The sequence below is a fragment of the Lactiplantibacillus brownii genome (assembly GCF_031085375.1).
In the GTDB taxonomy this organism is placed as follows: Bacteria; Bacillota; Bacilli; order Lactobacillales; family Lactobacillaceae; genus Lactiplantibacillus; species Lactiplantibacillus brownii.
Genome location: NZ_JAVCWF010000001.1, coordinates 1,670,588 through 1,695,897 on the forward strand (window position 1 = coordinate 1,670,588; position 25,310 = coordinate 1,695,897).

28 protein-coding genes and 1 tRNA gene are annotated in these 25,310 nt (G+C 42.8%); 4 read left to right on the top strand and 25 right to left on the bottom strand.

What is annotated here, in order from left to right:
* Nucleotides 1-41: 41 nt before the first annotated feature.
* Together tsf and rpsB are read right to left on the bottom strand one after the other, a co-directional pair.
* On the bottom strand, nucleotides 42-920 hold the full coding sequence (gene tsf, locus RA086_RS07750; protein WP_308703264.1) for a translation elongation factor Ts: 879 nt from the start codon (nucleotides 918-920) through the stop codon (nucleotides 42-44).
* A 102-nt stretch (nucleotides 921-1,022) separates the two neighbouring features.
* Nucleotides 1,023-1,829 (bottom strand): 30S ribosomal protein S2, encoded by an 807-nt coding sequence (rpsB, locus tag RA086_RS07755; RefSeq protein ID WP_308703265.1) that lies wholly within the window; start codon nucleotides 1,827-1,829, stop codon nucleotides 1,023-1,025.
* 224 nt (nucleotides 1,830-2,053) lie between these two features.
* Here rpsB and RA086_RS07760 point away from each other — a divergent pair, with 224 nt between their 5' ends.
* Nucleotides 2,054-2,776, top strand: a complete 723-nt coding sequence (locus tag RA086_RS07760; RefSeq protein ID WP_308703266.1) for an HAD family hydrolase — start codon at nucleotides 2,054-2,056, stop codon at nucleotides 2,774-2,776.
* Between the two features lie 155 nt (nucleotides 2,777-2,931).
* Here RA086_RS07760 and RA086_RS07765 read toward each other — a convergent pair whose 3' ends face one another.
* The 5 genes from RA086_RS07765 to RA086_RS07785 form a co-directional block, all read right to left on the bottom strand.
* Nucleotides 2,932-4,713 (bottom strand): ABC transporter ATP-binding protein, encoded by a 1,782-nt coding sequence (locus tag RA086_RS07765; protein ID WP_308703267.1) that lies wholly within the window; start codon nucleotides 4,711-4,713, stop codon nucleotides 2,932-2,934.
* On the bottom strand, nucleotides 4,710-6,434 hold the full coding sequence (locus RA086_RS07770) for an ABC transporter ATP-binding protein (protein WP_308703268.1): 1,725 nt from the start codon (nucleotides 6,432-6,434) through the stop codon (nucleotides 4,710-4,712). The genes RA086_RS07765 and RA086_RS07770 overlap by 4 nt, the downstream gene beginning before the upstream one ends.
* Before the next feature lie 249 nt (nucleotides 6,435-6,683).
* On the bottom strand, nucleotides 6,684-7,682 hold the full coding sequence (locus RA086_RS07775) for a D-2-hydroxyacid dehydrogenase (RefSeq protein WP_308703269.1): 999 nt from the start codon (nucleotides 7,680-7,682) through the stop codon (nucleotides 6,684-6,686).
* Nucleotides 7,683-7,748: 66 nt separating this feature from the next.
* Complete coding sequence (locus RA086_RS07780; RefSeq protein WP_308703270.1) at nucleotides 7,749-8,039, bottom strand: GIY-YIG nuclease family protein; 291 nt, start codon at nucleotides 8,037-8,039, stop codon at nucleotides 7,749-7,751.
* Nucleotides 8,029-8,781 (bottom strand): tRNA1(Val) (adenine(37)-N6)-methyltransferase, encoded by a 753-nt coding sequence (locus RA086_RS07785; protein WP_308703271.1) that lies wholly within the window; start codon nucleotides 8,779-8,781, stop codon nucleotides 8,029-8,031. The genes RA086_RS07780 and RA086_RS07785 overlap by 11 nt, the downstream gene beginning before the upstream one ends.
* A 109-nt stretch (nucleotides 8,782-8,890) precedes the next feature.
* Here RA086_RS07785 and RA086_RS07790 point away from each other — a divergent pair, with 109 nt between their 5' ends.
* On the top strand, nucleotides 8,891-9,526 hold the full coding sequence (locus RA086_RS07790) for a lysophospholipid acyltransferase family protein (protein ID WP_308703272.1): 636 nt from the start codon (nucleotides 8,891-8,893) through the stop codon (nucleotides 9,524-9,526).
* A 19-nt stretch (nucleotides 9,527-9,545) separates the two neighbouring features.
* Here RA086_RS07790 and RA086_RS07795 read toward each other — a convergent pair whose 3' ends face one another.
* Nucleotides 9,546-9,782 carry a YneF family protein gene (locus tag RA086_RS07795; protein ID WP_137616293.1) on the bottom strand — a complete coding sequence of 79 codons (237 nt, stop codon included), beginning with the start codon at nucleotides 9,780-9,782 and terminating at the stop codon, nucleotides 9,546-9,548.
* A 96-nt stretch (nucleotides 9,783-9,878) separates the two neighbouring features.
* Nucleotides 9,879-10,142: a DUF896 domain-containing protein gene (locus RA086_RS07800; RefSeq protein WP_308703273.1), complete on the bottom strand. Its 264-nt coding sequence runs from the start codon at nucleotides 10,140-10,142 to the stop codon at nucleotides 9,879-9,881.
* Between the two features lie 132 nt (nucleotides 10,143-10,274).
* Here RA086_RS07800 and lexA point away from each other — a divergent pair, with 132 nt between their 5' ends.
* The gene (gene lexA, locus RA086_RS07805; protein ID WP_308703274.1) at nucleotides 10,275-10,904 is read left to right on the top strand and encodes a transcriptional repressor LexA; all 630 of its coding nucleotides are present in this window, start codon (nucleotides 10,275-10,277) and stop codon (nucleotides 10,902-10,904) included.
* Between the two features lie 40 nt (nucleotides 10,905-10,944).
* On the opposite strand, the gene RA086_RS07810 is transcribed toward lexA, so the two are convergent.
* Entirely contained in the window at nucleotides 10,945-11,580 is a 636-nt protein-coding gene (locus tag RA086_RS07810) for a DNA alkylation repair protein (RefSeq protein ID WP_308703275.1), read from the bottom strand.
* A 97-nt stretch (nucleotides 11,581-11,677) separates the two neighbouring features.
* Here RA086_RS07810 and RA086_RS07815 point away from each other — a divergent pair, with 97 nt between their 5' ends.
* Nucleotides 11,678-12,295, top strand: coding sequence for a hypothetical protein (locus tag RA086_RS07815; RefSeq protein ID WP_308703276.1), 618 nt, complete (start codon nucleotides 11,678-11,680; stop codon nucleotides 12,293-12,295).
* Nucleotides 12,296-12,382: 87 nt separating this feature from the next.
* On the opposite strand, the gene RA086_RS07820 is transcribed toward RA086_RS07815, so the two are convergent.
* The 15 genes from RA086_RS07820 to RA086_RS07890 form a co-directional block, all read right to left on the bottom strand.
* The gene (locus RA086_RS07820; RefSeq protein WP_308703277.1) at nucleotides 12,383-13,552 is read right to left on the bottom strand and encodes a hydroxymethylglutaryl-CoA synthase; all 1,170 of its coding nucleotides are present in this window, start codon (nucleotides 13,550-13,552) and stop codon (nucleotides 12,383-12,385) included.
* Nucleotides 13,553-13,589: 37 nt separating this feature from the next.
* The gene (locus RA086_RS07825) at nucleotides 13,590-13,973 is read right to left on the bottom strand and encodes a hypothetical protein (protein WP_308703278.1); all 384 of its coding nucleotides are present in this window, start codon (nucleotides 13,971-13,973) and stop codon (nucleotides 13,590-13,592) included.
* Nucleotides 13,974-14,350: 377 nt separating this feature from the next.
* A complete protein-coding gene (locus RA086_RS07830) occupies nucleotides 14,351-15,598 on the bottom strand; it encodes a Fic family protein (protein WP_308703279.1) in 1,248 nt (415 codons plus the stop codon).
* Nucleotides 15,599-15,796: 198 nt separating this feature from the next.
* Nucleotides 15,797-15,884 (bottom strand) — tRNA-Ser (locus RA086_RS07835).
* A gap of 119 nt (nucleotides 15,885-16,003) precedes the next feature.
* Nucleotides 16,004-16,423 (bottom strand): hypothetical protein, encoded by a 420-nt coding sequence (locus RA086_RS07840; RefSeq protein ID WP_308703280.1) that lies wholly within the window; start codon nucleotides 16,421-16,423, stop codon nucleotides 16,004-16,006.
* 167 nt (nucleotides 16,424-16,590) lie between these two features.
* Nucleotides 16,591-17,340 (bottom strand): class I SAM-dependent methyltransferase, encoded by a 750-nt coding sequence (locus RA086_RS07845; protein ID WP_308703281.1) that lies wholly within the window; start codon nucleotides 17,338-17,340, stop codon nucleotides 16,591-16,593.
* Nucleotides 17,341-17,367: 27 nt separating this feature from the next.
* The gene (gene tyrS, locus RA086_RS07850) at nucleotides 17,368-18,609 is read right to left on the bottom strand and encodes a tyrosine--tRNA ligase (RefSeq protein WP_308703282.1); all 1,242 of its coding nucleotides are present in this window, start codon (nucleotides 18,607-18,609) and stop codon (nucleotides 17,368-17,370) included.
* A gap of 248 nt (nucleotides 18,610-18,857) precedes the next feature.
* Nucleotides 18,858-19,925: a hypothetical protein gene (locus tag RA086_RS07855; RefSeq protein ID WP_308703283.1), complete on the bottom strand. Its 1,068-nt coding sequence runs from the start codon at nucleotides 19,923-19,925 to the stop codon at nucleotides 18,858-18,860.
* Complete coding sequence (locus RA086_RS07860; RefSeq protein ID WP_308703284.1) at nucleotides 19,915-20,985, bottom strand: hypothetical protein; 1,071 nt, start codon at nucleotides 20,983-20,985, stop codon at nucleotides 19,915-19,917. The genes RA086_RS07855 and RA086_RS07860 overlap by 11 nt, the downstream gene beginning before the upstream one ends.
* A complete protein-coding gene (locus RA086_RS07865) occupies nucleotides 20,986-21,207 on the bottom strand; it encodes a hypothetical protein (RefSeq protein ID WP_308703285.1) in 222 nt (73 codons plus the stop codon).
* The gene (locus tag RA086_RS07870) at nucleotides 21,207-21,878 is read right to left on the bottom strand and encodes an ABC transporter ATP-binding protein (protein WP_308703286.1); all 672 of its coding nucleotides are present in this window, start codon (nucleotides 21,876-21,878) and stop codon (nucleotides 21,207-21,209) included. The genes RA086_RS07865 and RA086_RS07870 overlap by 1 nt, the downstream gene beginning before the upstream one ends.
* Nucleotides 21,862-22,251, bottom strand: a complete 390-nt coding sequence (locus RA086_RS07875) for a GntR family transcriptional regulator (RefSeq protein ID WP_308703287.1) — start codon at nucleotides 22,249-22,251, stop codon at nucleotides 21,862-21,864. The genes RA086_RS07870 and RA086_RS07875 overlap by 17 nt, the downstream gene beginning before the upstream one ends.
* A 137-nt stretch (nucleotides 22,252-22,388) precedes the next feature.
* Entirely contained in the window at nucleotides 22,389-24,143 is a 1,755-nt protein-coding gene (locus RA086_RS07880; RefSeq protein WP_308703288.1) for a thiamine pyrophosphate-dependent enzyme, read from the bottom strand.
* Between the two features lie 99 nt (nucleotides 24,144-24,242).
* Nucleotides 24,243-24,659: an Rrf2 family transcriptional regulator gene (locus tag RA086_RS07885; RefSeq protein ID WP_308703289.1), complete on the bottom strand. Its 417-nt coding sequence runs from the start codon at nucleotides 24,657-24,659 to the stop codon at nucleotides 24,243-24,245.
* Between the two features lie 125 nt (nucleotides 24,660-24,784).
* A complete protein-coding gene (locus RA086_RS07890; RefSeq protein ID WP_308703290.1) occupies nucleotides 24,785-25,303 on the bottom strand; it encodes an adenine phosphoribosyltransferase in 519 nt (172 codons plus the stop codon).
* Between the last annotated feature and the right edge of the window lie 7 nt (nucleotides 25,304-25,310).

Consider the following 25,310-nt stretch of genomic DNA (forward strand, 5'->3'; position numbering starts at 1 on the left):
CAAAGTTTGTCGCAATCCCCAATTGGCTATCAAAGCGTTAATTAGTTTTTGATTTGACTCATAATTTCGTCTACAAAATTACCAGTTTGCTTTTCAATCCCTTCGCCGACTTCAAAGCGAACAAAGGTATTAACCTTGCCACCCTTTGATTCAACGTAATGTGAAACGGTTTGGTCAGAATCCTTAACAAATTCTTGATCATCCAAACTGATTTCAGCTAACCACTTGTTCAAGCGGCCTTCAACCATCTTTTCAACGATCTTTTCAGGTTTGCCTTCGTTCAAAGCTTCCTTAACTAAAACTTCTTTTTCATGGGCTAAAGTTTCAGCGGGCACTTGGTCACGTGAGACATATTCTGGATTAATGGCTGCAACGTGCATTGCAACGTCCTTGGCAGTAGCTTCGTCAGCACCGTCTAAGACAACTAAAGCACCAATTTGGCCACCATTATGAATATAAGCGCCAAAGTTTTGATTAGCTTGCTTTTCGATTACTTTGAAACGACGTAAGCTAACTTTTTCACCAGTTACTTGCGTAGTTTCAATGATATCATCATTGATCGTACCCTTTTCAGTCTTTAAAGCCAATGCGGCGTCAAGATCCTTAGGTGCTTCCAAAGCGATTTGATCGGCAACTTTAGCAATTAAGTCTTTGAAAGGATCACTAGATGCAACGAAGTCAGTTTCTGAGTTAACTTCAACGATTGCGGCATGATCGCCATGAATCGCCACAGCGGCCATCCCTTCGGCAGCCACACGGCCACTCTTCTTTTCAGCTTTAGCAACGCCCTTTTCACGTAAAACGTCAACGGCTTTAGCCATGTCGCCTTCTGCTTCAACTAACGCCTTTTTGGCGTCCATCATACCAACGCCGGTTTTATCACGAAGTTCTTTAACTTGTGCTGCAGAAATTTTTGCCATAGTGTAACTCTCCTTTGAGTCCGCTTGATTTTTTTATAAAAGGCTGCCCATAAAATCAGGCCGATGAGGTCCGCGATTTTTTAGACAGCCTAATTATTTCAATTATTTATTGTCAGACTTCTTGTCATTGTCGCCTTCAACGGCTTCAACGATGTCTTCCAAAGAGTCAGCGGACTTTTTAGTGTCCTTGTTACCCTTGAATGAGTCTTCTGTAACGTCTTCATCTTCACCTTGACGGCCTTCAATGACAGCATCAGCCATCTTTGAAGTAATCAAACGAACGGCACGAATAGCATCGTCGTTTGATGGGATGATGACATCAATATCATCAGGATCAGTGTTCGTATCAACCATCGCAACGATCGGAATGTTCAACTTGTGAGCTTCCTTGACCGCAATTTGTTCCTTACGAGGGTCAACAATAAAGATTACGTCTGGGATCCGAGGCATATCTTCGATACCGCCCAAGAATTTTTCAAGCTTAGCACGTTGCTTGATTAATAATGAAACTTCCTTCTTAGGTAGACGATCGAAAGTACCGTCTTCTTCCATCTTCTTTAAATCTTTAAGACGCTTGATCCGAGTTTGGATGGTATTCCAGTTGGTCAAAGTCCCACCTAACCAACGATGGTTAACGTAGTATTGACCAGCACGGGTTGCTTCTTCTTCGATTGAGTCTTGTGCTTGTTTTTTAGTCCCAACGAACAAGATCACACCGTCATCAGCCGCAGCATCCTTAACGAAGTTGTAAGCTGAATCGATCATCTTAACCGTCTTTTGTAAGTCAATGATGTAGATTCCGTTACGTTCCGTAAAGATGTATGGTTTCATCTTTGGATTCCAACGACGAGTTTGGTGACCGAAATGGACACCGGCTTCAAGCAATTGTTTCATAGAAATAACAGCCATAATATATATGCCTCCAAAAAAATTTGTTTTATTCCTCCTCGTCGCTCAACTGCCACTGGAACTCTCCCGAGCACATCCAGCGTCATCCCGACGAGTGTGAATTGGTTTTAACACCGAAAATTAGTATACCGAAGTTTGGCCTCGCTTGCAAGAATTTTCAGCGAGAATTTGTGAATTTCACAAAGTGTGTTAAGATACTATCTTGCATAGGAGGCTCAATTCACATGATCAAAGCCATCATTTTTGATGTAGACGACACACTCTATGATCAAAAATCACCATTTGGCACGGCGTTAACGCAGACCTCACAGTTACGTTTTACACCGGTCGAATTGGCTGACGTTTTTAAACGTTTTCGCGACTTTACGGACCGCACATTTCATCAAGTCACCGCCAAAGAACTCAGTCTAGAAGCTTGGCAAACAGCACGTTTACGCTATGCTTTGACTGATCTGGTCACGGAAACGATTAGTACCGATTGGGCGATTCAATTCGAAATGGCTTATCAACAAGCCTTGTCCGAAATTAAACTTTTTCCAGGATTAGCAGCCGTGTTGGAAAAGTTAAGCCACTGTTTTCAAATTGGGATCATTACGAACGGTCCTGCCAACATTCAGCGTGCTAAATTGCATCAGTTACAAATTGAACGCTATGTTCATCCTGATAAAATTTTCATTTCCGATGAACTCAGTCTCGCCAAACCGGACCCATCAATTTTTACGACTTGGGCCCATCAAGCGGGCCTCAGAGCAAATCAAGCGGCTTACGTTGGTGACAACGCCGCCTTCGATATGACCAGTGCTAAACATGCTGGTTGGCAAACATTTTGGTTCAATCACCGCAAAAATCAACAAGCACAACCCGCGGTGATTCCAGACCAGATTATTGAAACACCAGCTGAACTAAATGAGTTGTTAATGGCACTGGCAGAAGCTGCCGCCGTTTGACCTAAATAAGTCACAGCCACCCAGGAAATTTTTCTGGGCTTTTTTGTTTTTTTAATGATCCTATTCAACCATTTTTAAGATCAAAAAATCGATGGCGCCCACTGCTATGCAGCCTTGCCATCGATCTGATATTTTCACAGTTTGACTGTTGAAGCTTAGTCAAAGACCATTTGGTTTCGATAAAGTTCCGCATAAAAACCATGCTCTTTTAACAACGCCTCATGATTACCTTGTTCAATGATCGCACCGTCTTTCAAGACCACGATCTTATCGGCATTCAAAATTGTCTTCAACCGATGCGCGATCACAAAACTAGTACGGCCTTGAATCACATTATCCATCGCAGCTTGAATCTTCGCTTCCGTCACCGTATCCACATTGGAAGTCGCTTCATCCAAAATTAGCAAACGCGGATTGGTTAAGATCGTACGTGCAATCGACATCAGCTGTTTTTGTCCCGCCGAAAAGACACTCTGTTCATCAGAAACGCGAGTCTCATATTGATCCGGCAAACTTTCGATGAAATCGTGGATATTCGCTTGTTTGGCAGCAGCCACCACGCGTTCCATGCTGGCATTAGGCTCACCGTAACGAATATTATCGGCAATCGTGCCGGTAAACAGCTGTGGCTCTTGCAACACAATCCCCACATTTTGCCGTAGCGCATTGAGTTCAAATTTTCGAATATCCGTGCCATCAAACATGATTTGGCCGCTGTCGACATCGTAAAAGCGATTCAGCAAATTCATCACGGTCGTCTTACCAGAGCCCGTGGGACCAACTAATGCCACCATTTCACCGCGATGAACTTGGATCGTAACGCCATGCAAAATTTCTTTACCCGGCACATAGCTAAAATGAACCTTATCGATCAAAAGCTCATTGTGAATCCCATCTGGTCGAGCCCCGTTCACTGGGCTAACTTCATCGGGTTGATCACGTACTTCGTCAATCCGTCTGGCCCCGGTAATCGCCAACTGAATCATACTGTAAAGACTTGTGAGCGACATGATTGGTTGATAGTATTGTTGCGCATAATTCACAAACACGACCACTAACGCCAGCGCGGCCCCTTTAGACAAGCTACCGTTCAACGCCAACCACGAACCAAAGAAGATCACGATCGCCGTGTTGAGCAATGACATGCCTTGCATGAGGGGATTCAAGATCCCAGACCAAATCTGACCGGTTAAAGCCGACTGCCGGACCTGATTGTTATAGTTAGTAAAACCACGTAACGAATCGTGTTGTAACCCATTGGTAATCAAGACTTTCTGACCCGTAATCTGTTCGTTGATATAGCCATTCAGCCGCCCGATATCATCTTGTTGCTGATTAACGGCTGTCCCTGCTTTGCGCATCACCAATGCTGCAATAATGAGGGCAATTGGCGTAGACGCCATGGTAACCCATGCCATCGTGGCATTTTGATTGAACATCACAATCAGCAAGCCAACGAACTGAGCCACAGCCAATAACACTTCGAGCAACGCCTGATTCATGGCATTAAAAATATTATCCAAATCGGACGTAAAACGTGCCAGTATGTCCCCATCACTATGCGTATCAAAATACTTGACTTGCATCCGTTGCATCTTTCGGAACAGACCGACCCGCATTGTCCCGGTAGAATAAGCGGTCACCCGTGCAAGAATTAGACTCGCAATGAAGATTGTCGCTGCATCACCGATATACAGTAAAATATAAATAATCAATGTATGATTAAATTTTCCTAAGCTCGCCTGTGCCCGCGTCGCAGTATTGGTCCATTGCCCTAAGTAAGTCGTTAGCTCCTCAACCGCACGGCCCAAATAAGTTGGCGCAATCACGATACACCACGTCGAAAAGGCAATCAAGAGGGTGCTTAAAATGAACCCTCGCCAATATTTTTTCAAATAATGCCAATAATACTTACCAGCATTCCGTAGATCCGTCATTTTACCCCCTCCTCACGTGCTTTTTGTGTTTGATAAATCGCTTGATAAATGTCATTAGTTTGTAGTAACTGCTGATGAGTGCCGCTCCCGCTAATTCGGCCACCATCCAAGACTAAGATTTGGTCTGCACGGATGATCGACGCAATCTTTTCGGCAATTACCACAGTCGTCGTCGAAGTCAAATCACGGTCCATGGCCTCTTGAACTAATTTTTCCGAGCGCGCATCTAATGCCGAAGTCGCATCGTCTAAAATCAGGATCTCAGGATCAGCAATCACCCCACGTGTAATTGCGAGGCGTTGCTTTTGACCACCTGAAAAGTTTTGCGACCGCTCTTCAACAGGTGCATCATAAGTTTGTGGCAACCGTTCAATAAATTCCGAAGCTTGAGCCACGTTGGCTGCCCAACGCATATGGCTCGCTTGTGCGTCTGGTCGAACTTGCTTCAAATTACCAGAAATCGTGCCTGAAAAGAGTGTCGAACGTTGTAAAACGTAGGCAACGGTTGCCCGAAGTGCCTTTTCTGGAATCTGACGAACATCGACCCCGCCGATTTTCACTTGACCACTATCGGGATCATACAGGCGGGCAATCAGTTGTGCCAGCGTTGTTTTGCCAGAGCCCGTCGCACCCACAATACCAAGCATTGCACCAGCCGCAACGTTAAAGCTGACGTCCTTTAAGGTTGGCTGATCATCCCCCGGATACGTGAAAGTCACGTGGTCAAAGCTGATATCACCGGCCAAGGGTGACTCCGTTTCGCTTGCAACATAAGTCATGCTAGGTTGCGTCTCTAGGACTTCACTGATTCGGCCAATTGAGATAACGGCCCGCGACGCAAAGGTCATTAAAAAGCCACCATTGATCACGGCATACAAAATCTGCATTAAATAAGAAATGAAGCTGGTGATTGCTGCGAGATAGCTTGGATGTGTCGTAATGTTTTGACCAACCAAATAGACGGCCATCCCCACCGCTAAGTTCGCCGTCAAAAAGAAGATTGGCATCAGGATTGAAAACCAGTACCCAATTTTAGCCGTCACGGCTGTCAACTGATCTGACGCGTGCGAGAACTTTTTGATTTCGTTTGGTTCTTGAACAAACGATTTAACAACGCGAATCCCCATCAAATTTTCCCGCGTTACGGTATTAACGTTCTCAATATCTTGCTGCGTTTCAGCAAAATACTTAGTCATGTGTTGTACCGCAATCCAGGTCGCAAGCAAAATGATTGCCATCATCACGATAATGACCCACCACTGCTCTGGCATGGTCACAATCGCCAGAATGAAAGCACCCAGAAACAGTAATGGAATCCGCGTGATCTGTTGAAAACCTGCCATGACGATCTGTTGGACTTGGTTGACATCATTAGTCATTCGCACGACCAAGTTAGACGCCGAAAACTTTTCAACGTCGGCATAGGCAAAGAATTGAATTTTTGCATATAAATCTGATCGTAAATCCGTTGCGACCCCTAAAGCCACGCGTGCCGAGTAGATCGTATTAACGACCCCACCGATAATGCCCAACACCGCTAATCCAAGCAACAAAATGCCTTCACGAAAAACCGTTTGTTGATCATCCTTGATAATGGCCGTCATCACCACCTGTAACAATCGTGGCTGCCATAAGGTGGCAAACACTAACACTATCACGGACAACATCGCAATGGTGACATCCACGTGATACCGTTTAAAATAAGGCATCAACACTTTCATTCTCCAATTCCTCCCTCTAAATCAACTATCCTAAGCGTACCCGAAAGTAGCCGGTTTCACAAATAAAATATAACTATTTTACATCATTAATATTTTAAAAATGATTTTCAAAAATCAAACAATCCCTTGTTACCAACCAGCCGCCATTTGTTAGGAGGTTTCGGCAGACGTCAATCGTCTCGTTGAATCATTTTTTTGAGACAAAAAAACACCCATCCGAAGATGAGTGCTTCCTTTATTCAGGAGAAATTAGTCAAACTTAACTTGCGTATCAGCTTTACCAGTTTCGATGAATTGTTTGTTGTTGTCCATTGAGATATGCACCATGTTATGAACAGCTGGTTCAGTATAGAACGCAGTATGTGGTGTAATCAAAACGTTGTCGCGGTTGAATAAGTTCATGAAGACCTTATCATCAATCGTTTGACCTTCAAGATCCTTGTTAAAGATCTTAGTTTCGTATTCATAAGTGTCAAGGGCGGCACCGGCAACTTTGCCACTGTCTAAAGCCTTGATCAAGTCTTCTGAATCAACGAGTGTCCCACGGGCAAAGTTCAAGATGTAGGCGCCATCTTTCATCTTGCTGAAGGCATCAGCATTTAACATGTGATAGTTATCCTTCAATGCAGGAACATGTAAGGTGATAACGTCTGATTGAGCGAATAATTCGTCCAAAGTATCAACGTACATGCCAGTCTTTTCAAGTTCAGCATTACGATAAACATCGTAACCGATAACCTTTGCACCAAAACCTTTGAAGATATCGATAGCAGCACGGCCAATACGACCAGTACCAACGACACCAACGGTCATAGTGTTTAATTCTTTACTGATGTTTGGTGCCCAACGGAAGTCTTGTTTAGCCAACTTCTTGTTGAACAATGGGGTTTGACGTAACAATTGCATCAATTGGGTTACTGATAATTCAGCAATCGCATTTGGTGAGTATGCAGGTACGTTAGAAATCTTCAACCCACGTTCTTTAACAGTTGGGACGTCAACATTGTCGACACCAACGTTACGAAGTGAGATGTTCTTAACACCTTCGTCAGCCAACTTGTTCAAAACAGCAGCGGTGTAATCCTTTTGTTGGTATACATCGGCACCGTCAAAACCTTTAGCCAATTCGGCAGTTTTTTCGTCAAGTAGTTCTGAAACTAACTTAACTTCAACATCGGGATGCTTTTCCATCCATGTCTTGAAGAATGGACGTTCGTCATCACGTACAGCATAAGCAATAATTTTCATTACAAAAATTCCTCCTATATATTGATACATTAAATATTATAACAGTAAATGTCAGAAAAAGAATGACTATTTATGAAAAGGTTGCAAAATTTTTACATCGTGCGCAGCCAAATACTGTAACTTCGCTGTTCGTGGTTGATGCTTAAACGCATATTCGGCTTTCAACGCCGCAGATTTATTATCAAAAGTCTCGTGATAGATCATTTTCAGTGGTCGGCGTTTGCGAGGCCGTGTGTATTTGGCCCCCTTGCCGGCGTTATGTGTGGCTAAGCGCCGTTCAAGGTCATCCGTAAAGCCACCATATAAGGTGTTATCTGCGCATAGCAACACATAAAAATAATACGGTTTAGTTGCCATAAAGTAGTTGGTGCACCTCTTCTCCATAACTGCCATCCGCTTGATAGACGATCACTGGCGGTAACACCCGCACCCCATTTGGTTTACCATCCTTGATCATTTCAATTAAAACCATGTTGGCTTCACGATCAGCCTTGGGATGCACAAAGCGGAGTCGTTTGGGGGCTAAACGATGTTGCGCCATAGTCCTAAATAAGTCATCTAGCCGCTCCGGGCGATGGACAAAATAGGCCTTACCATTCATTTTCAGTAAATCGCTCGTCACTGCCATAATCTGAGCTAAGTTAGCGGTGATTTCGTGCCGGGCAATGGCTAAATGGGGATTAGGATTTTTTTGGCTGGCCGGTTGGTCCTTAAAATAAGGCGGATTGCATAACACCACATCAACTGAATCTTTCGGAATAGTTTCTGTGACAGTCAGTAGATCAACATTTAGTACTGAAAGTTGATCGTCCAAATCATTTAATTGGATGCTTCGCTGCGCCATATCCGCTAACCGCGGTTGCAGTTCAACTTCCGTGATATGCCCACGTGTGGTTGAACTCACAAACAGGCCGACCGCCCCATTGCCTGCACAAAGATCGACAGTTCGTGTCTTGGCGGCTTTTGGGACTTGCGCGAATGCCCCTAATAAAACCGCATCTAATGAGAAAGAAAAGACGGTCGGGCTTTGAATGATTTGAATTGTTTTACTATATAACTGGTCGATTCGTTCATCGGCCTTCAACGCTACCGTAGTCATGAATTCCCTGCTTTCATTAAAACTCATTATCAGCATATCATAATATACTTGCAGAATGCCTAATTTTTCGTCATACTGATGGCAGTCAATTATCGAAAGGAAGTTTGCGATGTTCTACTCTTTCATGCGCGGACTAGTACGGGTCATCATCACGATCATTAACGGTCGCCCACACTATCAAGGACGCGAAAAATTACCTCAAGGTGCTTACATTCTCGTTGGCCCACATCGCACGTGGTTTGACCCCTTGCTCTATGCCTTAGCGGGTAGCCCGATGCAATTCAGCTTTATGGCCAAAGAAGAACTGTTCAAAAATCCAGTTTTACGCTTTATTTTGTTGCATGCCAACGCTTTTCCTGTTGATCGAAAACATCCGGGGCCTTCTGCCATCAAAACGCCAGTTAAATTTTTGCGACGTGGCAAGTTGTCCTTGATCATGTTTCCCTCCGGAACACGACATTCGCAAGAACTGAAGGGTGGCGCGACCGTCATTGCCAAAATGGCTGGTGTGCCTTTAGTGCCAACCGTCTATCAAGGACCATTAACTTTCAAACGTCTTTTTAGTCGGCAACGAATTACCGTCCGTTTCGGTGACCCGATTGCTGTTGATCGAAAGTTGAAACTTGATGATGCTGGTCAAAAACAGATTGAAACGAAAATGTTGGCGGCGTTTGATGATTTAGATCGTCAAATCGATCCTAATTTTCACTACGTCGACCCAGCCGAAAAAAAACACGCCAACTAAGGCGTGTTTTTTATTAGCATTACTTACTGTCGTTTTTAGAAGCAGCTTTCATGGAGTTTAACATTTGATGCAATTTCTTTTCGGATGGGCGTTGACCCATTTGCATCATCATGCTGCGCAACATTTCTTCACTAATTGGTGGATTTTGCTTCAAGTAGTTTTGCATGTAGTGACGAGCACCAAAGAAACCACCGGTAAGACCGACTAACACGCCGATCAGCACGATTAAGATCCAAATACCAGTAGACACAGTCATTCCCCTCCCTTATTACAGTCTTCAATAAACTAGTCTACACAAATTACTTGTAAAAGAAAAGGAAAATTTGTGATTGACAAATTTTCCTTGTAAGCGCTAATCATCACGTAAGCCGCGGTCCCGTTGCACTTGACGGACTTTTTCTGGCGTAACTTCTTGGCCACTTTTATCGTACACTTGTAACATTTCTACTTGTTGCCGAAAACCGGCCCGAAATTGTTTTAAATACTTTTGGCGTAATTCTTTGCGTTCGAGTTCTTCCAACTCGGTCAGCCCTTCTGCCTTGGCTTTACGTGCCAATTCATTGATTCGGCCGATTAATTCTTTTGAAATCAATACACTCACTCCTTTCAAAAGCATGAATAGAATACTCGATTTTTGACCTTAAATCAATTAAAAGTATTTGTCAACCGAACATTTGTTTGAAAGCGTGAAAGACCTATGCTACAATGTTTTTAACAACTAAAAGAAAAAATAAAATGAGGTGCCGAGATGAGTAAAACATCTGAAAGCAAACAAATGGCCGTTCTTCGTTTCATTTATGAACGTGTCAATGAAAAAGGTTATCCGCCGACCGTCCGTGAGATTGGCGAAGCTGTTGACTTATCTTCAACTTCTACCGTTCACGGTCACATTTCACGTTTAGAGAAAAAAGGGCTCATCCAAAAAGACCCTACCAAGCCCCGCGCAATCGAAGTAACGCCCGCTGGCTATGAGATTTTAGGCGTAGAAACCACGCCTCATCAGATTCCGATTTTAGGAACAGTTGCCGCTGGTCAACCCATTTTGGCGGTTCAAGAAGCCACGGATTACTTCCCGATTCCTAAGGATTTGGAGACCTTTGGTGGTGACTTGTTCATGCTGACCATTCGTGGTGAAAGTATGATCAACATCGGTATCTTGAATGGTGATCAAGTCATTGTTCGCCGACAAAGTGCAGCGGACAATGGTGATATCATTATCGCCATGACTGATGAAAATGAAGCAACCTGCAAACGTTTCTTCAAGGAAGCTGACCATTATCGACTTCAACCAGAAAACGACACCATGGCGCCAATTATTTTAAACAATGTCTCTGTTTTAGGCAAAGTTGTTGGCCTCTATCGTGACATGCTCTATTAATTAAAAAGCAATCGTCTGCCACATGACGGTTGCTTTTAATTTACAAGTATTTACTGCCCTCACGAACAGCCAGTTTTGACAGATCATGCTGATTAATAAAGTTAGCAACCCAGCCAGGCGCCGTTTTGCTATAGTCCCGTAACGCCCAGCCAATCGCCTTTTGAATAAAAAATTCTGGATTGTCTTGCTGAGCCTCAATTGCTGTAGCGAGAAATGTTTGATTTGTTTGGTCTTTTAGACTTAACTGTAAGGTAATCCCGACACGTTGCAGCCACATTTTGTCAGTCATAATAAATTCAGTTCCTTGGGTCGTCAAGGTATCTTGATGGACCAAATACAACGTCATGACTTTACGCCAGGCATCAACGCTATCCCACCACGCTTTCACAGAGATCTGGTCGCGGCACCAAGCTGCAAGTTCTGGGGACAATCGTTTGACGTTAGCCTGCGCGAGATCAATCGCAACATACTGGTATTCACGTACCGGTTGACCATAGTAAAAAGTCAGCCAGCTTTGCAATTCAACCAAGTCCAGTTTTTTACTAGCTTGAATTACAGGTCTCGTCAAAATTCGTCGTTCCGTGGCTTTGACGCCTAGAAAGTCGAATTTATCACGCATATAGGCTGCCATGGCGGCTTGATTTTCTGGATGGCTAGGTAAAAATAATGATGGCAATTGAAAGTCTCCTCTGAATTTTTCAAAATTTAGACTCGTCAGCTAATAGTTCAATGGTATAATGATTACACTAATTTAAATATCAGGAGTTGGTCACATGTTATTCGTAGCCATTATTGGCTTACTTGTTTTTTTACTCGCCTTTTTCTCAGTCTTATCTGCACGTCAAGATGGCGGCGGTTGGAAGTTTCTCGCGGCGGTTGCCACATTAAGTGCGCTGGTCACTGTCTTTGCCATTATCAAGCTACCTTACTGGCCCTATAATCAAACTCATACGGCCAAAACTGCTACCGCCACGAGCAGTAGCAGCAGTAAGAGCAAAACTGCTAAGATTGGCTCATCACAAGTGGTCTTCAATGAAGCCGACCAAACAAAAGCGGCTGCAACGACCAAGTTAAAGGAAGACAGTATTTTAAAGCAACTCAAGACAAACTACGAGTCTTTAGGTACAGTCAGTTTGGACCGTCAAACAAAAACTTTTACCATTACACCAACGTCTAAAAAGTATGTCAAATCTTTAAAGACGGTCAAACAATATCCATCGAAAAATGAAAAAGCAATTGCTACTATTACCGAAAATTACAGTTCACTTTCCAAATCAGTACAAAAGCATTTGACCAAGGGCTACACGGTTCGACTTCTTGAACCCGGTACAACGGATACGACCTTGCTAAGTGTCAAAGATGGCGAAGTCGTGACCAACAACTTTAAATAACACAAACGAGTCTGGTATGAAATCCAGACTCGCTTTTTTTTTACATTTACAGCTAATATGCAAACGTCTTTTGCCATAAGACCTAGTTTACGCCCATTGATCTAAATATTGACGTTGCTCATTGATTTGGCCTGTTAGGACAAACCGATGCGGATCATCCTGAAACGCAATCGCTTGATCTGCGGGATCTAACTTTAATTGGGCCTCAAATAAAGCTTCATACTCAGGAACACTGACACGCCGGCGATTGGCTAGTCGTTGTGGTAATCCCAAGTCCAAGCCACGCTGATAGCCAGGTTGCAAATGACCCGTGTAGAATTCTCCCTCTGCGCCTGAGCCATAGCTGAATAAGCCAATTAAATCGCCAGGTTGCAGCTTTGCATCGGTGAGTAGCAATGACAACAAGCTTAAATATAATGAACCCGTATATAAGTTACCGACTTTGCGATTAAGTGATCGTGCACAGTCAAAGTGCGCTAATAAAGCTTGTTGCTGCGTGGGAGTTGCTAACGGTAGAACGCTCCGCAACGCCTTCAAACCCATTTTTGTATAGGGCAAATGAAAAACTAATGCTTTAAAATTGGCAATAGTCGTACTGGTTTGTGCCAAATAACCCTTAAACACATCTTGAAAATAATCAATATAAATATTTGAAGAGTATTTGCCATCTACCAAGGCCGTCGTTTGATAAATCGGCCGCCAAAAGTCCATCACATCTTGACTTAGAACGACGGAATCATCAGTCAACGCCAACACTTGTGGTTCGGCACTGATAAGCATGGCCATTGCGCCGCCACCTTGCGTTGGTTCACCCGGCGTGTGCAAGCCGTAGCGCGCAATATCCGTCCCAATGACTAGGGCCTTTTTATCTGGATGGACTTGAACATGCGATTGGGCTAATTTCACCCCGGCAGTCGCCGCATAACAAGCCTCTTTCAATTCGATCGTCCGGACCCGTCGATTTAATCCCAATAGCTTGGCGACATAAATTGCGGCCGCCTTGGAATTATCTACGCCAGATTCAGTTGCCACGATCAACAGATCAATTGCGGCAATATCCGCCTCTGTCAACATGGGTGCGGCCGCATTAGCTGCTAAGGTCACCGCATCCTGACTAGGTGGCACGACCGCCATCTGTGACTGCCCAATGCCAATTAAATATTTATCAGGTTCCGCTTGCCGTGCGAGTGCTAATTCCGACATATCAACATACAACTGTGAACTAGCAAAATGTAACTTATCAATTCCGACTTTCAAACAAATTCCTCCAATTTGGGTGATACAAATTGTCTTTTTAATGGTCGCGTCCTAAATAATGAAAATCAGGGTCAATGCCCTCTTTGTAGCATGCAAATGACTTGGCTAATTCATTATGAAAGGTCACCAAAATTGCTGGTGTTGCCCATGTCGATGCTCCCCAGAAAACTGTATCATCAAATTCACGATAATCATTAGGATACCGATAGTACCCCCACTCGTCATCCCAAATTGTGCCATGCGTATTCAGCCAATCTTCAGCTAAACCTGCCTGCACCATTGCGATCACATCGTGGTTATCAGCGATTAATTGCGCCAACTTGTCCCAGTCTAATTGCCAGTCATGTTGACGCGGATTCTGTGACCGGGTCCCAAGTGGGGTATGTTGCAAATCAATTGGTTTGAGATCAACAAAATCCATCTAAGTCACCTCTTAGTACTTCCACACTCAAGTGTACTTAAATCTGAGGCGTTCAGCAAGTGTCTAGCTTGAGAAGGTCACAACTAAATTTGCATTTAAAAACAATCCTTAACCGTCTCATCGTCCCCCAAAATAAAGATTAAAAAAGCTCTCAACTGACTTGCGCTAGTTCGTCTGATATTGAGATGACAAGGATTCCCATACTTGCTTTTATAGCCAAGAACGGGAATTCCTTGTTACTATCACCTAGGTTTTGAAGTCTGATCATGAGTACACCAATAAATTATTATTGGACGTTCCAAAGCTTTTAAAAGATAACAAAAACGCCGTTAAATTAACGACGCTCTGAAAAGATACACGATATGAATTTAAAGAGTTCAGTCTTCAAAAAGTTTCCCTTTTATATCATCAGTCAATCCATGAACCTTAGGATTACCGCTAATGAGTTTAATAAATCCTTTTTCTTCTAATTCATCAAGTGCTTTATTCAACAAATAACGGCTTACCTCTGTGATACCAACCATGTCAACATCTGTGATTGCACCGACATAGTTGCCAAATATTTCTTTTTGACAAAATATATAAAGAACATTCTGTGCTAGATCTGACAGTTCATCATTGTCTGTAAGCTTACTTGCTATCATCATTTTCTTAATACCATCATCTAACTTTTCAATAATTGAATATTGCCCTTTTTTCAAAAGTCTCATCATGCTTATGATAAAACTTGTTGCTTCTCCTTGATTATAAGGATTAGACATATCCGTAAAAGCTTTATAATAAAGATCTTTATTTTGCACAATAGCAGATGAAAAGTTTATTGCTGACATCATATCTAGTTTTCTGGAAAGATATGAGCATGCAATAAATCTACCTGTTCGTCCATTCCCATCATAGAATGGATGTATATACTCATAATAATAATGTGCAACAAAACATTTTGGGAGAGAGGGAATGTTTTCATCGTTCATCTCTGTAACTAATGAACTTAAATGACTAATTATCTCATCTTCACTAGCATCACCTCTATGAATTATTCGCTCTCCAGAATTAATAACCTCTCCTTCTTTTCTGAATAGTTTTCCATCGGGCATATCGTCAGCTTTTTCTATTTCATCGCTAACTAGTTCATTCCATATATCTCTAAAATCCTTCACTTCATGAATCGTGTTATATTTATTCTCTTGAAATTTCAAATATAGCTTTACTAATCCAGAAAAACGGCCGTTCTTATTATTCTTCATCAGCTTATCTATAGTTAAACTTATTTCTTCTCTGGAGCTTCTAACGCCTTCAATATCATTTGTACTCTGAACTTCGTCTATCAGATTATTAAAAAACAGTTGTGTTTGTGCTACCTGCGGCAATTGCGACATCATTTTCTCAATCGTTTTAGATAGAGAATCAATATCTTCCTGTAATCTATATATCTGAACACTTGGTAAATAAAAAATTTCAAATTGTTCTTTTGTTCTAAACTCACGTTTAAAAGGTGACATTATTAAACCTGTATAAATTGACAACTCATTATTTTTCCTGCTATTCACTGTCTCTTTGTATTTGTCCATACTATTATTTGAAATATTCTCATAGTACACAGATTTTAAATTTTTGTATTTTTCCAAAGTAGTCATCTACTTTCTAATTCAACTTGCAAAAAACAGCTTATTTTTATATGTTGGCTTAACTATACATGCTTGCATTTATGAAAACAACAATTTTTTACAAAGTTGAACTATCACTTATCTTGTTAAACACAAAATCCCCGGACAAGTCAGTTGCGACTAGTTCGGGGATTTCAGAAGATATAAACAATCGATTTAAGGAGAGTACAGGATTTGAACCTGCGCGCCGGTATTAGCCGGTTCGCCGGATTTCGAGTCCGGTGCATTACCACTCTGCCAACTCTCCATGTGGTACCTAAATAGTATAGCATAATTTTAGTCGAGAACAAATATTTATTCAGAACAATTATGCCAGAATTGGCTTGGAGTTAGGTAATCATAAAATTTAAATTTATTGTTGGAATGCTAGTCGAAGCTGGTAGTGAGCCCTGCATAATTGGGTATTTCGTGATTAGTAGAAGCGGGTATTAATTCATCACAAATGACAATCGAATGAGCTAATGCAGCCGAATCCAAGGTTCCCAAGAGCGTCAAAGGTGAAACTGAATCACCAACGCGTACTTGCCAGTCAAACTGACCGCGAGACACTCGGTCAGTTTGATTGTCCCGCAATCCAAGCCAATATTGATGATCATTGATTGAGGTCAATAACATGCCTTGAGTCGTCAACTCACGAACCTCACCGTCAATTGGTGCATGGACTGCTTCGGTAGTTGGTCGAATTGCTAAACGTGTTTGTGCTGGTAAATTTTGTTGTGTGATTGATTGACCATTAACTGGAATAGCTAACGATTCTTTGGTTTGTGAACGATGAAGTAACCACATATTGAGCGCCTCCTGTATTTATCTTTCAAGGTCACTCTAACTTATGAAACGCGTTCCATGTCAATGGATAAAACCTAAATCTTTATTCTTGGCTTTCAAACATTTCCGGATTTTTCAGCAGGTCATGATTTCCATAGTAGGAAAAGCTGCAAATTCAGTAGTAACAACTACGCTGGTTTTCTGGCTACAATCATAAAACGATCCGCAAAGGTTGCGATGCTTCCCTGTTCCTTGATCAGCTGATCTAGTTGATGCAGTCTTGGCAGACAAGCCTCAACGGAAAAGTTTGGAAACTCCCAAGGAATTACGGTTGCATAATACACGATCGCGCCAACATCAAAGAAACTCATTTTGCTAAAGGCAACCGCTTGCTGTTCAACACGCATGCCAGCATACTGCAAGCGTGCGCAGGCATCAATCAAGGTATTATCTGGATAGGCAGGGTTGTAATTTGGGTCAAGAAATCGCGACAATGCAAAGTTGTTGGTAGCGCCAACTTGTTCGGTAATAAAAAGACCACTGGGCCTTAACTTATTCAGAGTCTCTTGGATTGCTAATGCGCCATGACTATTGGTGATGATATCGAAGCTATTATTGGACACATTCGACAGATCTTCGTTTGAATCTGCAATCACAGTCACATCAGAATTAGCATACTTTTCGCGCAACAATTTTAGATTTGGCGCCCAGCCCTCGGTGACAACCGTCTTGTTTTCAGGATGCTTGAAGCTATCCATCAATTCGCCACCACCTGTATCGACATCTAACCACATTAAATCATCTTCAAGATTGGCTTTTACCAGGTCCCGATAATTCCAAGGCAACTGTTCACTTCGCCAACGACCGTCCAAATGGCTAAAATCCCATCCGTGCATCGCTAACTGACTTTCAGCTTGCCATTCATCAACTTGTTTCATGCGTTTTCCTTTCACTTTATGACAACTTTATTTATTAAGTCTTATTTTTAGGAAGTTCCGTTTTCCAACTTGTACTACCATACCATCATGAACTTCAATGACACCCTGAGACTCACTCAGTTTTTTAGCATTAATTCTCAAGCCACCATTGTTAAGCATTCTCGTCACAGCACTTTTAGATGAAAGCAGTCCTGTTTTGGTAAACAATTCTTGCACAGACGTTGTTTTATCCCATAACCAGTCAAATTCTGTGATATGACTCGGAATGCTTTTTTGCGAAAAAACTTTTTTAAATTCGGTCTCTGCAAATTGAGCCCTTTCAGAATCATATAATTGGGTAATAATATCTTTTGCCAAAGCAGCCTTAACATCTCTAGGATTCACTTCACCATTCTTCAGTTGTAATTCGAGATTTTCGATTTTCTGAACGCCAAAAGACGAAATCAATTTATAATAATCTAGCATTTGAGAATCCGAAATAGACATAATTTTGCCAAAGATATTTTCCGGACTTTCATTAATGCCAATATAATTATTTTTTGATTTTGACATTTTTAACTTACCATCAAGTCCAATTAACAGTGGCATGGTTAAAATAACTTGTTTTTCCTGGTTAAAATGTTCTTGTAAATGCCTACCAACTAATAAATTATAACGCTGGTCGTTCCCACCTAATTCAACATCAGTATGCAGTGCAACTGAATCATAGCCTTGAAAAAGTGGGTAAAGAAATTCGTGCAAATAAATCGGCGTCTGATTGGAAAATCGCTTGGTAAAATCATTTCTTTCTAGCATCCGGGCAACGGTAGTCGTTGACAATATATCAATCAGTTGCCGCGTATCCAATGACGCCAGCCAAGTTGAATTGTAATGGATTTCCACTTGATCCATATCCAATACTCTTGCAAATTGCGCAACGTATGTCTGAGCATTTTTTTCAACGTTGGCTTTAGATAATTGGTTTCTGGCTTCTGATTTTCCAGTTGGATCCCCAATCATTCCAGTAAAATCTCCAATGACCAATTGAATAATATGCCCAAACTTTTGAAACTCTTTTAACTTCTTCAAGACAACTAAATGTCCTAAATGGATGTCCGGCGCAGACGGGTCTAGTCCGAGCTTGACATGTAATGGCTTATTTTTGACAACCGACATTTCTATTTTCTTTAAAAGCTCTGCTGGTTCAACAATACTAGTCGCATTTGATTTTAAGACGTTATATTGTTCTCTGATTCTTTTTTCCTGTATGTCTGTTAAATGATCACTCATGTCCGTATCACCTTTTTCCTTCAAATTTTCTCTTCGTAAGTAACCGCTTACATAAATTGATTACCAAACGTTTGGTCTATATGCAACCAGTGTATGCTATCTATACAAAAAATCAATCACTTTTTCAATTTAGAACTGTCGACAACTGATTTATAGCGCGCTTCTTAATTAAGATACCCGCACAACCAAAAAAACGACTATCAAATTTCGATAATCGCCTCATACTATTCGCTATCATTTCACCGCAATTATGCCATCAACTGCCACAAACGTTGACACCATTTTGGTCGATAAATCCAACCGACCAAACCAATTAGGCCCACCAGCCATCCAATTAAAAGGCTAAGCCAGTCCGTACTGTCTGAGAATATGCCTGTTAGCAACCGATTCAAGCCAATGCTTAAAGGCAGGCTCAAAATCAAGACTAATGGCAACCGCCCACCGTTAAAAATTACTAACTGAGCTTGCTTTTCTTCAGAATACCGCGCCGCGAGCCGTTGTGACCCCCACCATGCAAGTCCCATGAGCAGTATCGTGATTGCACAACCTAGCTCCCAATGACGTGATAGGTCATCCGCCCAAACATGGGTCGTTGCATTTTGTAAAGCTGCAATTGGGACCCACCAACCTAGATACGCAACCGTTCCTAACATAAAAACAATCAGGACGTTGTTTACGATCATCGTTGCCAAGCCAGCGAGAATTATTAAGCAACTCCCAACCAAGATGTCACCGGTCAAATCCTTTAGCCAAGTCATGCCGTTAAAATAGGCAAAATAGGCCGCCGGAATCCGTGACCACAAGATGATCAAATTAGCGATACTACCTGCAGCAATTCCCAAAGCAACTGTTCCAACATAGGTCAAGCTCTGTTGCCGATAAATCTCAGCACGTCGATAACCCAAAGATTGCAAAAATTCATTAAAAAATCGTTTGCGTGTGACCCAAATCATCACAGTTCCTGCCAAAATACTCATAAAAAAGCAAAATTGATTAATTCCAGTCCCAAATTTGCCACGCACTGTCCCGGTCGTCTTCGTTGGTTGACGTCGGTACAATTGAAGCTGATTAGCACGATACGCTTTAATAAAGTCGGCTTTAGACGAATAACTCCGGCCGACTGTATCGACATAGCGCTGTGTTGCGCGCTGATACCGGACCTGACTAGCCATCAATTGTGGGGTACTTTGATCCTGCCAAGCTTGACTGCCAATCATCCCCTGATAAGCGCCGATGCCTAATAATCCCATAAAAATCACTAATAAGACTGGCCAATGTTGTTGCCAGATTAACTGTTGCAATCTTTTACGCGCCATGACGCACCTCCACTGATCGGTATCGTTGATAATTGACTCCCACCAGCAAGATTCCTAGCAAGACGATCATGCCAATAATTTCATACCACGGCAAGACACTCATCATAAATGGCCGTAGCAAGAAGTCGCCAATCAACGATCCGCCAGCGATAGTCATGACCCCGACCAATAGCCATTGTTGTAATCCCGTTGGTCGATAGGCACCCGTTCTTTCGGCACTCCAAGTCAGACTTAACCGCCAAATCAGGCCAATGCCAACCAAGGTGACCCCCGCAATGATTCCGCTGGTGACGACCGCATGTGCGTCAACCCAGGATTCTGGAGACGCGGCTTCTTCACCAAAGAACAGCGCTGCGTAACCCGCATTGGACCATAGACCCGCAATAAATCGCCAACTCAAGCCGGCCAACAGCCCAGCTAACCAAAATCGATCCGTCAATTGTCCCATGAACCAGCCTAGTATGAGTAAGCCCAAGCTGATCATAACGACCACCAGACTATTTTCAATCAGGCCAGGTAGATCACGATAAATTTGATAGCGCTCTGGGATCACCAGTATAATCCAAAGCCAATGCAACATTTGTGCAACCAGAACTGATGCCACCACCGCTAACCCTTGTCCCAGCTGAGTCACAAAAAGTTGTGTGCGTGTCACACCTAAACTAAACAATAATTCTGCATAATGTGTTCTGCGTCCCCAAAATGCCAAAATCAGACCCACGATTAGCGTCACAAGGTAAAACCAAACATTTGGTGCGACATCCGTTCTCAGCTGATAATCATGGACCTTAAATTGATCTTTTTGGAAAAACTGATTTTGGGCAACCCAATAAGCCGCCAACGTCACTTGTTTACCATTTAGCCGATAGTTCTCTGGATGTTTTTGATAGTCTTGGGCCTGGCTGATACGAAGCTGCGGCGTTTGCTGAACCTGTTGGGCCTGCAACTGCGTCGTTTTCACCGCGGTTCCCATACCAATCAATAGAATCACCGCGACAAACCCGAGTAACCAATGCCAGCTTTGAGACCACCAAAGACGATTAACTTGTTTGAACGTCATCTACTCACCACCTAAAACAGCGCGTACATCACCTAACTTGACGCGGAAAACATCCGTAATGGTTAGTGGACAAGCTGTCATCATTACTGGTTCAGCGGCCTTTAGTGCCATATCAATTGCCGGTGTATACCTATCAAAATAAACTTCCAACACACGCCCATAAACTTTGATCAAGTCCCCATGTTGCTTGACAACGTCCGGTAAGGTTTTCGTTTTAAACACTAGTTGAAGCTTTTTAGCCTGCTGGCGGAGCGCCTCCAGATCATAGTCTCCACCAATCGATGATCTTTTAAAAATAGGGCTTGATCACACAGACCATCTAGCTCTTCTAGGTTATGTGACGAAATCAAGAAGCTCGTTTGGTGATCAACGGCCTCACTGACAATCCGGGCAACAATGCGTTCACGGACTAAAATATCCAACCCATCAAAAGGTTCATCCAAAATAACATATGGGGCACCACTAACTAAAGCAAGCAAAATCTGGCTTAACATGCGCTGCCCTTTGGATAATTGCTGATAATGACTGGTTGCCGACAACTGTTCGGCCATGAGTAATTGTTGGAACCGTTTCCCATCAAAATGACTATAGCCACGCGCGTACATGGCAGCAATCTGCTTTAACGTCAAAGCACCAAAAAAATTATGTTGCGTATCGATATAAAACAATTGCTGTCGCATGCTAGGATGTTTCACCACCTCTTGTTCATCAATCAGCAGGCTTCCCGCGTCGGGTAAATAATGATCAGCCATTGTCCGAAACAGCGTCGTCTTACCGGCGCCATTTTGGCCGACTAATCCAATAATTCGCGCTGCCGGCCACTCAAAGCTCACTTCGGTAATAATTGGTTGCCGATTGATGATTTTACTGATGCCTTTAACTTTGATGCTCATCGACTGTTCCCCCTGTTTGATAGGCGCTCGCAACTAAAGCCTGAATTTGTTGCTCGGTGATGCCCAAGAATTGTGCTTCCGTTAAAATTGTGGCTAATTTTGTCTTCATCTCCGCTACCGCCAGCGGATTAATCATCGTTTTGGTTGGTGTATTCACGAAAGTTCCCCGTCCTTTTACGGTATAGACCGCCTGTTGATTTTCTAATAACTGATAAGTTTTGCTGACAGTATTCGGATTTAAATGCATTTCTGTTGCCATCGCCCGAATCGACGGCAACTTATCGCCCGGCTGTAAACTCCCGTCGACAATTTGTTGTTTAATCTGCATCAATAATTGTTCATAATATGGCGCACCGGTTGTCGCAAATGCCATCTTGCCACCTCATTTCAACGTGTGTATGACGTGTTCTATTTCAACTAGTACACTATCATGTCAGTTAGGCAATTGCAATAAAAAAATGCTGGGTTTGAAGTATTGTGGACTTCAAACCCAGCATTAATCATGCTAATTTAATTTTCAAATTGTTTTAATAATGTTGAGAACGCTGGTTGCGTCGCTTCATCCACCGCATATTGTTTCCGATAAGTAGCAATGGTCTTGGCGTCAAACTGATCAGGATCAACTGGCACAAAACTCGTATCAATCGGATCAACATTTTTAATTTTCGCATCTAAAACAATTGGCTTAGTATTTCCAGCAGCTTGCAAGGCTTCAATCTTAGTCATAGCCGTCTTCAACTCAGCCAAATTAGTCACCTTGAAGCCGATACCGCCCATATTATCCGCCATACCAGCCCAGTCAGCACCAACCAAGTCGATACCATATGGCGCTTGACCAGCGGTAATCTTTTCATGACCAATATATCCCAACGCTTTATTTTCCAAAACAACGTTGATTACTGGCAACTGATATTTCACTTCAGTCAGCAAATCTGGCATGACCATGGCAAAACCACCATCACCGGAGATACTCCAAACTTGCTTATCCGGATAACTTAATTTACCGGCCAAACCTGCTGGCAAACCAAAACCCATCGTCCCGTACCAAGCAGACATTGCAAATCGTTGGGCGTGGTCAAATGGTAATTGTCGAATTGACCATTCGGTATTATTTCCAACATCTAAGCCAAAGACCGCATCCGAGGTTGCTGCAGCTTTGATTGCCGCCATAACACCTTCAGCGGCCAGACCATCGTGATCATCTGCTGCCAAGTTGCCAAGCCAAGTTAACCAATTAAGCTTATCTTGCTTCGCTGCTCTAACAAATGGTGTGGCGTCACGTGTCACGCCGGTCGCGGCTAAGCGTGTCAAAAAGTCAGCGGCATCTGCCAAAATCGTTGTATCAGCATCGCGTTGCTTGCCTAGATCAGCCAAATTATTATTGACCTGAATAAATTTAATATTGCCAGGCAAAAAGCGTGCAAATGGATAGTTGGTCCCTACAAAAAGTACTAAATCAGCCGCTTGTGACACTTCAAAAGCCGCTTTGGTCCCCAAGCGACCACGTGACCCCATAAACAAAGGATGATCAGTTGGCATCACCCCCGTCGCCGGTGCCGTACTCAATGTCGGTAGGTTGAATTGTTCGGCCACTTTCACAACCGCCGCCTGTGCTTTGCGCGCGCCTTGACCGACCCACATAATTGGGTGCTTGGCCGTTTTCAATTCCGTCGCAACAGCTTCTACGGCCGCTTCATCCAAAGTTGGCTTTTGTGGCACTACCGCTAACGGTGCCGTCTTAAAACCATCAAAGTCAATGGTTTGACCAGATAAATCATCTGGCAAAATGACAACTGAAACAGAACGGCTGGCATATGCCGACCGAATCGCTTCATCAACAACATAAGGAATCTGGTCAGCATTAGTGACTTGTTTATGAAATTCTGCCACATCCGCAAAGACCGGATCTTGATTCATTTCTTGGAAAAAGTTCGTATTCATAATACCCGTCGCCGATTGTCCAACTAACGCCAGTACCGGGACGTGGTCCATCTTTGCATCATACAAGCCATTCAATAAATGAACTGCTCCGGGCCCAGCAGAACCAAAACTAACCCCAATCTTACCTGTTAATTTGGCATCAGCCGCTGCGGCCAATGCTCCCACTTCTTCGTGACGCACTTGAATGTAGTTAAGTTGCTTTCGCTCTTGATATAAGCCATCGACCGTATTATTAATCGAATCTGCGGTAATCCCGTAGAGATGATCAATGTCCCAACGTTCCAATACTTTGGCCAAGGCTTGGCCAGCTGTCATTTTTGTCATAGATTGATAACCTCCTGCATTGATGTGTTGTTTTCAAGCACAACTAAAGCCTAAATCAACCTTTAAAACCTGTCAACAATTACGTGCTATCACCCAAATTTATTGCGCATTCTCAATATCATTCATCACATCTTGTAACGTGATTCGGGCCATGCGTCCTTCAGCACTATTCTGAATTTCCTGATAATAATTGGTCATCACCCTCGGCATGACGCTGCCAACTGGGCAATCCTGCGAGGTGTCACGATCGACAGTTAAGAAGTCACGATGTGAGCTAACCGCCAAGTAAATCAGTCGTAAATTAATTTTAGCCGGATCACAGGCTAACTTTGGACGGGCAATACCACGTGTGGATTCTAGTAGCCCAGCCTTCCGTAACTTGCTCATCAATCGCCGAACCATCGTTGGATCAGTATTCAAACTAGCCGCAATCTGTTCGCTTTTCAATTGTTCATGCGGATGCAAAGCCACATAGGCCATGATATGGGTTGCATCACTCAACTGTGTATTTGCCATTTCTTCTCACCACTTTCGCCTGTCCTTGTTGTGTTAAATGGTAGCACAACAGTGTGTACGAGCACAATAAATCGACCTATAAAAAGTGAGCCAAAATCTTGATTCGATTTTGGCTCACTTTTTTTTTAGAATTCCATTAAACTCAATTTATCGTAACCTTTTAATTTGTCACTACCATGTAAGTCTTTTAACTCAACTAAGAAGGCCGTCCCGACAACAATTCCACCGAGTTCTTCAACTAACTGAATTGTCGCTGAAATTGTCCCACCGGTCGCGAGCAAGTCATCTGTGACGAGCACATTTTGACCAGGTTTAATCGCATCTTTGTGTAAATAAAGGGCTGATTGACCATATTCCAAGTCATAAGTGGCTTTGACGGTCGCCCGTGGCAACTTACCCTTCTTACGAGCTGGTGCAAACCCAACTCCCAATTCGTAGGCTACCGGACAACCAACGATAAAACCGCGGGCTTCCGGACCGACAATCATGTCGACATGCTTATCGCGTGCAAACTGCACGATTTGATCAGTGGCTTCACGGTAAGCTTCCCCGTCGGCCATTAATGGTGAAATATCCCGAAAGATAATGCCAGGTTCTGGATAATCCGGAATACTAGCAATATATTTTGTTAAATCTAATGCCATTGCTTAT

Excerpts from the sequence above, each read along its gene's own strand:
- tsf (WP_308703264.1), bottom strand. The coding sequence starts at position 920 with ATGGCAAAAATTTCTGCAGCACAAGTTAAAGAACTTCGTGATAAAACC.
- rpsB (WP_308703265.1), bottom strand. The coding sequence starts at position 1,829 with ATGGCTGTTATTTCTATGAAACAATTGCTTGAAGCCGGTGTCCATTTC.
- RA086_RS07760 (WP_308703266.1), top strand. The coding sequence starts at position 2,054 with ATGATCAAAGCCATCATTTTTGATGTAGACGACACACTCTATGATCAA.
- RA086_RS07765 (WP_308703267.1), bottom strand. The coding sequence starts at position 4,713 with ATGACGGATCTACGGAATGCTGGTAAGTATTATTGGCATTATTTGAAA.
- RA086_RS07770 (WP_308703268.1), bottom strand. The coding sequence starts at position 6,434 with ATGAAAGTGTTGATGCCTTATTTTAAACGGTATCACGTGGATGTCACC.
- RA086_RS07775 (WP_308703269.1), bottom strand. The coding sequence starts at position 7,682 with ATGAAAATTATTGCTTATGCTGTACGTGATGACGAACGTCCATTCTTC.
- RA086_RS07780 (WP_308703270.1), bottom strand. The coding sequence starts at position 8,039 with ATGGCAACTAAACCGTATTATTTTTATGTGTTGCTATGCGCAGATAAC.
- RA086_RS07785 (WP_308703271.1), bottom strand. The coding sequence starts at position 8,781 with ATGACTACGGTAGCGTTGAAGGCCGATGAACGAATCGACCAGTTATAT.
- RA086_RS07790 (WP_308703272.1), top strand. The coding sequence starts at position 8,891 with ATGTTCTACTCTTTCATGCGCGGACTAGTACGGGTCATCATCACGATC.
- RA086_RS07795 (WP_137616293.1), bottom strand. The coding sequence starts at position 9,782 with ATGACTGTGTCTACTGGTATTTGGATCTTAATCGTGCTGATCGGCGTG.
- RA086_RS07800 (WP_308703273.1), bottom strand. The coding sequence starts at position 10,142 with ATGCTTTTGAAAGGAGTGAGTGTATTGATTTCAAAAGAATTAATCGGC.
- lexA (WP_308703274.1), top strand. The coding sequence starts at position 10,275 with ATGAGTAAAACATCTGAAAGCAAACAAATGGCCGTTCTTCGTTTCATT.
- RA086_RS07815 (WP_308703276.1), top strand. The coding sequence starts at position 11,678 with ATGTTATTCGTAGCCATTATTGGCTTACTTGTTTTTTTACTCGCCTTT.
- RA086_RS07825 (WP_308703278.1), bottom strand. The coding sequence starts at position 13,973 with ATGGATTTTGTTGATCTCAAACCAATTGATTTGCAACATACCCCACTT.
- RA086_RS07840 (WP_308703280.1), bottom strand. The coding sequence starts at position 16,423 with ATGTGGTTACTTCATCGTTCACAAACCAAAGAATCGTTAGCTATTCCA.
- RA086_RS07845 (WP_308703281.1), bottom strand. The coding sequence starts at position 17,340 with ATGAAACAAGTTGATGAATGGCAAGCTGAAAGTCAGTTAGCGATGCAC.
- tyrS (WP_308703282.1), bottom strand. The coding sequence starts at position 18,609 with ATGAGTGATCATTTAACAGACATACAGGAAAAAAGAATCAGAGAACAA.
- RA086_RS07855 (WP_308703283.1), bottom strand. The coding sequence starts at position 19,925 with ATGGCGCGTAAAAGATTGCAACAGTTAATCTGGCAACAACATTGGCCA.
- RA086_RS07860 (WP_308703284.1), bottom strand. The coding sequence starts at position 20,985 with ATGACGTTCAAACAAGTTAATCGTCTTTGGTGGTCTCAAAGCTGGCAT.
- RA086_RS07870 (WP_308703286.1), bottom strand. The coding sequence starts at position 21,878 with ATGAGCATCAAAGTTAAAGGCATCAGTAAAATCATCAATCGGCAACCA.
- RA086_RS07875 (WP_308703287.1), bottom strand. The coding sequence starts at position 22,251 with ATGGCATTTGCGACAACCGGTGCGCCATATTATGAACAATTATTGATG.
- RA086_RS07880 (WP_308703288.1), bottom strand. The coding sequence starts at position 24,143 with ATGACAAAAATGACAGCTGGCCAAGCCTTGGCCAAAGTATTGGAACGT.
- RA086_RS07885 (WP_308703289.1), bottom strand. The coding sequence starts at position 24,659 with ATGGCAAATACACAGTTGAGTGATGCAACCCATATCATGGCCTATGTG.
- RA086_RS07890 (WP_308703290.1), bottom strand. The coding sequence starts at position 25,303 with ATGGCATTAGATTTAACAAAATATATTGCTAGTATTCCGGATTATCCA.